Raw genomic sequence first — 6613 nt, forward strand, 5'->3', positions numbered from 1 at the left:
TGCACAAGCGAGAGAGTGGCCTATTACTGTCAATAGCGAAATGGTGGATACCGGCGCGTTGAATTGATCCGACGGCCTCAACCAAGTTCCGCATAATGGAAATGGGCTTCGGGGCGAACACCCCGAAGCCATCTTCGCCTAGAGCAAGCCGCTCAGAGCGCGTCCTCGTTCGGGATACCCAAAAGACCGAGAATACGGTCGAGGTCCTCTTGGTTCGCGAACTCCACACTCAGCTTGCCCTTGCGTTTGCCAACGGAGATGTTCACCTTGGTGTCGAGTCGATCACCCAAACGTTCAGCTACAGCGATGAACTCAGGGGCCACCTTCGTCGTTGCACGTGAAACATTGATGGAGTCGCCTCGGTTGAGCAGCACGACAGCTTCTTCCGATGCCCTGACGGACAGACCCTCAGCAACGATCCGCTGCGCCAGCACTTCCATATGCTCCGGATCGCGCAGGCCGAGAATCGCTCGAGCGTGACCGGCCGAGATGACGCCGGCAGCGACCCGTCTCTGCACCAGAGGAGGAAGACGCAGCAGACGCAGGGTATTGGAGATCTGAGGACGAGAACGCCCGATACGCTCGGAGAGTTCTTCCTGCGTACACCCGAAGTCCTCGAGCAGCTGGCCATAAGCCGCTGCCTCTTCAAGCGGATTGAGCTCTGCACGATGCAGGTTCTCCAAAAGCGCATCACGGAGAAGGTCTGTATCTTCGACATACCGGATGATTGCCGGAATCGTCGACAGACCAGCGTCCTTCGTCGCGCGAAGACGCCTCTCACCCATGATGAGCTCGAAGCGCGAGCGGTCGCTCGGCTTCTGCCTGACTACGACAGGCTGAAGGACACCGATCTCACGAATGCTGTGGACCAATTCCGCCAGCAGATCTTCATCGAAGACCGTTCGCGGCTGCCTGGGGTTCGCATCGATGAGATCGACATCGATCTCACCGAATTCGGTATCCGGAATCGACTCGACACCTTCGAAATCGTCGAGTTCGCCCTCATCGGCAGTCTCTACGGTGTCGGAGTCACCCGGCTGTCCGATTGAAGCTGAACTGCTCGTCCCGCTATCGGATTCGGAAGCTGTCGAAGGTTCTGATTCCGAGGCCGCCGCCGGACGGGTCTCGTCTAGGGCATCCACTGCCTCTGATTCGACTACATTCGTAGTAGCAACATGCTCGTCAACTCCGCTGAGTCCGGACTGACCTTCTTCATCCGCCTCGTTGTCAGCATGGCTTCGCCCAGATGACGTGTATACGCCGGGATGCGTTTCTCGAACATCATCCTCGGCCGACGATGCCGATGCAGTTGCCGAAGTGGCCTCTGGGACCTGAGAGTCATTGACGAGGTCAGAACTCACGTCAACAGCTTCATTGTCAGCCACTTGAACCGAAGTGGAATCAGCAGACGAACTCGCCGCCGGAGTCTCGACATCGCCTGAGCCCGTTGCTGCGTCAGAAACCGCATCGGGGGATGAGGTTTTCCGAGTCGTCTTCTTCGGCGCTGCAGACACCTTCTCTGGGCTTTCAACTGGGGAGTCAGAGGAGGAACCGGACCGCGACTGAGCAGAAGACCCAGACTTCGACTTAGACGCCGTCGATTCGGCGGCAGCGGAAGTTCTGGAAGAACCGGTCCCGGCTGCCTTCGGTGCGCTCGTCTTCGGTGCGCTCGACTTCGCCGTCGATGCCTTCGTTCCCGTCGTCTTGGAGGCTGTCGTCTTCGTCCCTGTCGACTTAGACGTAGTCGACTTAGTGGCGGTCGACTTCGAACCCGCGGGCTTGGAACCAGAGTTCTTGGACGACGTGGACGACGCAGCTTTGGCCGTTCCCGATTTTGTCGCCCCGGCCTTCGCCGACCCGGCCTTCGAAGATGCTGTCTTCGAGGCAGCCGCCTCAGTCTCAGTATCTGCCCCGGAAGTCGTGGACGGCGATCGAGTCGTCCCGGATGCCTTCGGCTTGCGTCGTCGGGACGACTGCATCGACGCCGCTGGGTCCGTGCGCGCAGTGCGTGACGTCTTCGTCTCGCTCTCGCGTTTGCCGTCTTCCGAGTTCCCTCCGGAGAAGAACACATCGACCGGACGATCATTGGAGTTCGCGTCGGGAATCAATGCTCCGAGTCCGCGCCCCAGGCCCCTCTTTTTGCGTTCAGCCACGACTTACTCCTCGATTCGCAATTTCTTCGGCGGCTTCCCGATAGGACAGGGCACCGCTGGAATGCGGGTCATATGAGATCACGGTCTGGCCATAGCTCGGTGCTTCGGAGATCCTCACCGAACGCGGAATGGCAGTACCGAGGACCTGCTCCGGGAAGTGAGTGCGCACATCCTCAGCGACCTGAGCACTGAGGTTCGTCCGTCCGTCATACATCGTCAGCAGAATCGTCGTGATCGCCAATTCGGGATTGAGGTGCTTCTGGATGAGCTGGATGTTCTTCAGCAGCTGGCTGAGGCCCTCGAGTGCGTAGTATTCACACTGGATCGGGATGAGGACCTCGCGAGCGGCCACGAAAGCGTTCACCGTCAGCAGACCGAGGCTGGGCGGGCAGTCGATGATGATGTAGTCGACGCGGTCTCCCGCTGCTTCCTCCTCCTTGAGGTAGATGCCCAGGGCACGTTGCAGTCGCTGTTCACGTGCGACGAGAGACACGAGTTCGATCTCCGCGCCGGCGAGGTCGATGGTGGCCGGTACGCATTTGAGAGTGTCGAAGTCCGGACACTGCGCCACCGCCTCGCGCATGGGAACGTCATCGATGAGGACGTCATAGATGCTCGTGACCTCGGAATAGTGGTCGATGCCCAGGGCGGTGCTCGCGTTTCCCTGCGGATCGATGTCGATGAGCAGCACATTGAGCCCCTGATTGGCCAGGGCCGCTGCGATGTTCACCGCCGTCGTGGTCTTTCCGACGCCACCCTTCTGGTTCGCGATCGTGAAGATACGGGTCGAGTCCGGCCGTGGAAAGGTTGTCTGCGACAGTCGATCCGCTCGCCGGTTGTCCCGTGCAATCGCGGCACCAATGGGAGACGACTCATCCATGATCGGCATAGGGCGCACTCCATCATCCATCGGTTTCACAAGGCTCTCATCCAGCCTAGACCAACTCTACTTCGTACTATTTCTTGACGATCTCGACGACACGACTCGGGACCTCGAGGATGCCGCCGCCATCAACGACGTGGATCTGAGGTTGGGACAGTCGATACCGCTTGATCAGTTTCTTCGCTTTGACCAGCTCGCCTTCGACGGAAGCTCCTTTGAGGGCGAGGATCCGGCCCCCGGGGCTGATCACCTCGCGGGTCCATTCGATGAGAGTCGTCATCGCCTTGACAGCGCGTGCGGTGACGACCGTGAACATCTCCTCGTCGACGAGTTCCTCGACGCGTGCTCGCACGATTCGCACATTCTTCAGGCCCAGATCGTCGACGACCATGGTCAGCCATTCGACGCGGCGTTCCATCGGCTCGATGAGGACGATCTTCGCCTCGGGGCGCATCAGTGCGATCGGAATACCTGGCAATCCGGCACCGCTGCCGACATCACCGACGACATCATCATCATTGATGTGTTCGGCAACCACAGCGCAGTTGAGAATATGCCGGGTCCACAGTCGATCGACCTCGCGCGGTCCGATGAGACCCCACTCGATTCCGGTCGTGGCCAGGTGCTCGGCATACCGCTGCGCGGCAGGGTAAGCCGTACCGAAGTACTCTTCAGTGCCAGCCGGAGGCGTCTCGATCTCCGCTGTCGTCGACTCGGTCGAGAGCTCTGCCTCGGTCGAAAGCTCGGGGTCGTTCTCGGGCTGATCAGTCATCGGCGAGCCGGATGACGACGTGACGACCGTCGCCCTCACCCTCGGACTCCGAGACCAGGCCGGCACGAGCTGCTTGGTCATGGATGATCTTGCGCTCGAAGCTGTTCATCGGCTTGAACGCGAACTCCTCGCCGCCGTCCTTGACTTCGGCGATCGCGCGCTTGGCCTTCTTGATCAGCTCTTCGCGACGGCTGTTGCGGAAACCGTCGATATCGAGCATCAGCCACGAGCGCTGACCGGTCTGGGTCTGCACCGCCAGACGACTGAGTTCCTGCAGCGCACCGAGGGTGCGGCCCTCGCGGCCGACCAGGGTGCTCAGGTTAGAGTCCTCGTCGTCCTCGCAGACGATGGACAGCTGCGCACGGCCGTCGGCGACGTCGATATCGATATCGCCGTCGATGTCGGCCAGATCCATCAGCTCTTCGAGGTAGTCCGCGGCGATCTCGCCCTCTTCTTCGAGGAGTTCGGCACGGCTCGGCTTCGGCGAGGTGTCCTCCGGAGTCTCTTCCGGTGTCTGTTCGGAGGTCTCGTCGATCTTCTCTTCGGTCATGTCTGTCCTCAGCGCTTCTTGTTCTTCTTACGGTTCTTGCTCACGGGCTGCTGCCGCTGGCCGCTCTTCTTCGGGGCCTCCTCGGTGACGGTCGAACCCTTGAGCTCATCCTGCTTCACAGTCTTGCCCTTGCGAGCCTTGCGCTCAAGCATCTCCTTCTCGGCCTTCGAGCCGGGAGCGGGCATGTTGCGGATGACCATGTGCTGCTGGGCCATCGTCCAGGTGTTCGAGACCAACCAGTAGATGAGGACACCGAGCGGGAAGTAGATGCCGCCGATGCCGAAGACGAGAGGCATCACGTAGAGCAGCATCTTCTGCGACTGCATCATCGGATTGGCCATCGCCGACTCCGACATGTTCTTCGCCATCATCTGCTTCTGGGTGATGAACATGGTGGCGGCCATGACGACGATGAGCACACCAGTCAGCAGCTTGACTGCGAATCCCGGGCTTGTGAAAGTTTCGGAGAGGTGGATGCCGAAGATCGAGGAGTTCTCGGCCTGGATCGCCAACTGCTGTGTGAAACCGCCGATGGCTCCGATGTCACCGGAGGCGACCTTCGGCATGTTGTGGATGACGCGGAAGAGCGAGAAGAAGATCGGCATCTGCACGAGCAGCGGCAGACATGATGCCCACGGGCTCGTCTTGTTGTCACGGAACAGCGCCATCTGCTCTTCGGCCATGGCCTGGCGGGAGTACTGGTCCTTCTTGCCCTTGTACTTCGCCTGCAGGCGCTGGATCTCCGGCTGCAGCAACTGCATCTTGCGCTGCGACTTGATCTGGTAGACGAAGAGAGGGATGAGGAGAGCACGGATGACCACGGTCAGTCCGGCGATCGAAAGCACCCAGGTCCAACCGCTGTCGGCCGGGAGACCGATTGCGGTGAAGATCTCGTGGAAGATCGCGAGGATCCAAGCAACTACCCACTGCAGCGGGTAGAGCAGCTTGTCCATCCAGTCCATTCAGTTCTCCTCGTTACACCGATTCTTGCGCGAAGTTCATTTTGCCATTGTTCACAGGTCTGCGCGACACGACGTGTGCCCCGAGGCAGTCCGCTTCTTCACGCTCGTGCGCGGACTGCAAGTTCAATATATTCAGGTGTGTGCCTGACCGCGGTGGATGGTCTTCGACCTGGCCTCCCGCGCCGAGCCCGGCACATGGTCGACACCTCCGTGCGACCACGGATTGCACCGCAGTATGCGCCACCCAGTTAACACCACGCCCTTGAGAACTCCGTGTATCTCGAACGCCTCGAGACCGTACATGGAGCAGCTGGGATAGTAGCGACACACTTGGCCGTAGAGAGGCGAGATCACGATCCGATAGGCGCGGATGAACCAGACGAACGGCATCCTCGGTCCGATCAGGACGATCCAGCCGAGTGTCGGCCAGAAACCTGCCGGCCGGCGGGGCACCTCGGAGACATGCTTCAGATCATGCTCGGCGTCCACGACGTTCCAGCTTCTTCTCTGCCTTGACCAGCAGCTCGTCGACCTCGGCGGACAGAACGCTGAAGTCGGCCTGTCCGGCATGCGGCAGTGCCCGGATGACGAACAGATCTCCTGCTCTCAGCTCTCCGAGTCGCGCACGCATGATCTCGCGCAGGCGGCGTTTGGTGCGGTTGCGCACCACGGCATTTCCGACGGCCTTGGATACGATGAAACCCACGCGTGCAGCGTGGGTATCATCGGTGTCTCTCAGGCTGTGCGCCATGAGATGCTCTGTGCGCACCCGGACCCCGGCTCTGAAGATTCGTCTGAAGTCTTCGCCGCTGCGGATCCGATGTGCCGCGTCAAGCATGCTCAGGCCGAAATGTCGGAACGTCCCTTGCGACGACGTGCAGCCAGGATCGAGCGGCCCGCGCGGGTGCGCATACGCAGACGGAAGCCGTGCTTCTTGGCGCGCTTACGGTTATTGGGCTGGAATGTACGCTTGCTCACTTCAGTCTCCGATTTCTAGGTTGCGGGTGAACGCCGGTGCGTTCTCACAAAAAACGGCGGTGCGAGTCTCGACCGCCGAGCACTCCTGTGCATAAGAGCCAAAAGATAATCAGGATAATCGGATGAAGCCCGGTACACAGGACACTCCATCTTAGCGAGGCGGAATCGGACCGGTCAAACGGGATCTGCATGTTTCACGTCACGCTCGCCCGAAATTCATCGCTGTTCGCGTTTCCGTCACCAACTCTCGTCCACAAGTCACACCCATGTAGTTTTCCACAAGCTTATCCACGAGTGTGGAGATTCACTGGGCTG

At 60.1% G+C, this 6613-nt stretch carries 8 protein-coding genes; all 8 read right to left on the bottom strand.

The features are described from left to right. Positions 1-152 precede the first annotated feature (152 nt). The 8 genes from AC239G_RS18760 to rpmH all read right to left on the bottom strand — a co-directional run bounded on the left by AC239G_RS18760 (position 153) and on the right by rpmH (position 6298). On the bottom strand, positions 153-1514 hold the full coding sequence (locus AC239G_RS18760) for a ParB/RepB/Spo0J family partition protein (RefSeq protein WP_487489509.1): 1362 nt from the start codon (positions 1512-1514) through the stop codon (positions 153-155). Positions 1515-2145: 631 nt separating this feature from the next. Beyond that, positions 2146-3042 (bottom strand): ParA family protein, encoded by an 897-nt coding sequence (locus AC239G_RS18765; protein ID WP_139467600.1) that lies wholly within the window; start codon positions 3040-3042, stop codon positions 2146-2148. A 67-nt stretch (positions 3043-3109) separates the two neighbouring features. Next, positions 3110-3808 (bottom strand): 16S rRNA (guanine(527)-N(7))-methyltransferase RsmG, encoded by a 699-nt coding sequence (gene rsmG / locus AC239G_RS18770; protein WP_139467601.1) that lies wholly within the window; start codon positions 3806-3808, stop codon positions 3110-3112. After that, a complete protein-coding gene (locus AC239G_RS18775; protein WP_139467602.1) occupies positions 3801-4358 on the bottom strand; it encodes a Jag family protein in 558 nt (185 codons plus the stop codon). The genes rsmG and AC239G_RS18775 overlap by 8 nt, the downstream gene beginning before the upstream one ends. 8 nt (positions 4359-4366) lie before the next feature. Continuing rightward, on the bottom strand, positions 4367-5320 hold the full coding sequence (gene yidC, locus AC239G_RS18780) for a membrane protein insertase YidC (protein ID WP_139467603.1): 954 nt from the start codon (positions 5318-5320) through the stop codon (positions 4367-4369). Positions 5321-5452: 132 nt separating this feature from the next. Continuing rightward, positions 5453-5809 (bottom strand): membrane protein insertion efficiency factor YidD, encoded by a 357-nt coding sequence (yidD, locus tag AC239G_RS18785; protein ID WP_248283866.1) that lies wholly within the window; start codon positions 5807-5809, stop codon positions 5453-5455. Beyond that, the gene (rnpA, locus tag AC239G_RS18790) at positions 5793-6158 is read right to left on the bottom strand and encodes a ribonuclease P protein component (protein WP_139467604.1); all 366 of its coding nucleotides are present in this window, start codon (positions 6156-6158) and stop codon (positions 5793-5795) included. Before rnpA ends, yidD begins: the two co-directional genes overlap by 17 nt. Before the next feature lie 2 nt (positions 6159-6160). Continuing rightward, on the bottom strand, positions 6161-6298 hold the full coding sequence (gene rpmH / locus AC239G_RS18795; RefSeq protein WP_039211706.1) for a 50S ribosomal protein L34: 138 nt from the start codon (positions 6296-6298) through the stop codon (positions 6161-6163). Between the last annotated feature and the right edge of the window lie 315 nt (positions 6299-6613).

This window comes from Brevibacterium sp. Lmc1 (assembly GCF_057654315.1).

What these genes read in the sequence shown, in the direction of transcription:
- AC239G_RS18775 (WP_139467602.1), bottom strand. Translation starts at nt 4,358, where the DNA reads ATGACCGAAGAGAAGATCGACGAGACCTCCGAACAGACACCGGAAGAG.
- yidC (WP_139467603.1), bottom strand. Translation starts at nt 5,320, where the DNA reads ATGGACTGGATGGACAAGCTGCTCTACCCGCTGCAGTGGGTAGTTGCT.
- rnpA (WP_139467604.1), bottom strand. Translation starts at nt 6,158, where the DNA reads ATGCTTGACGCGGCACATCGGATCCGCAGCGGCGAAGACTTCAGACGA.
- rsmG (WP_139467601.1), bottom strand. Translation starts at nt 3,808, where the DNA reads ATGACTGATCAGCCCGAGAACGACCCCGAGCTTTCGACCGAGGCAGAG.
- AC239G_RS18765 (WP_139467600.1), bottom strand. Translation starts at nt 3,042, where the DNA reads ATGCCGATCATGGATGAGTCGTCTCCCATTGGTGCCGCGATTGCACGG.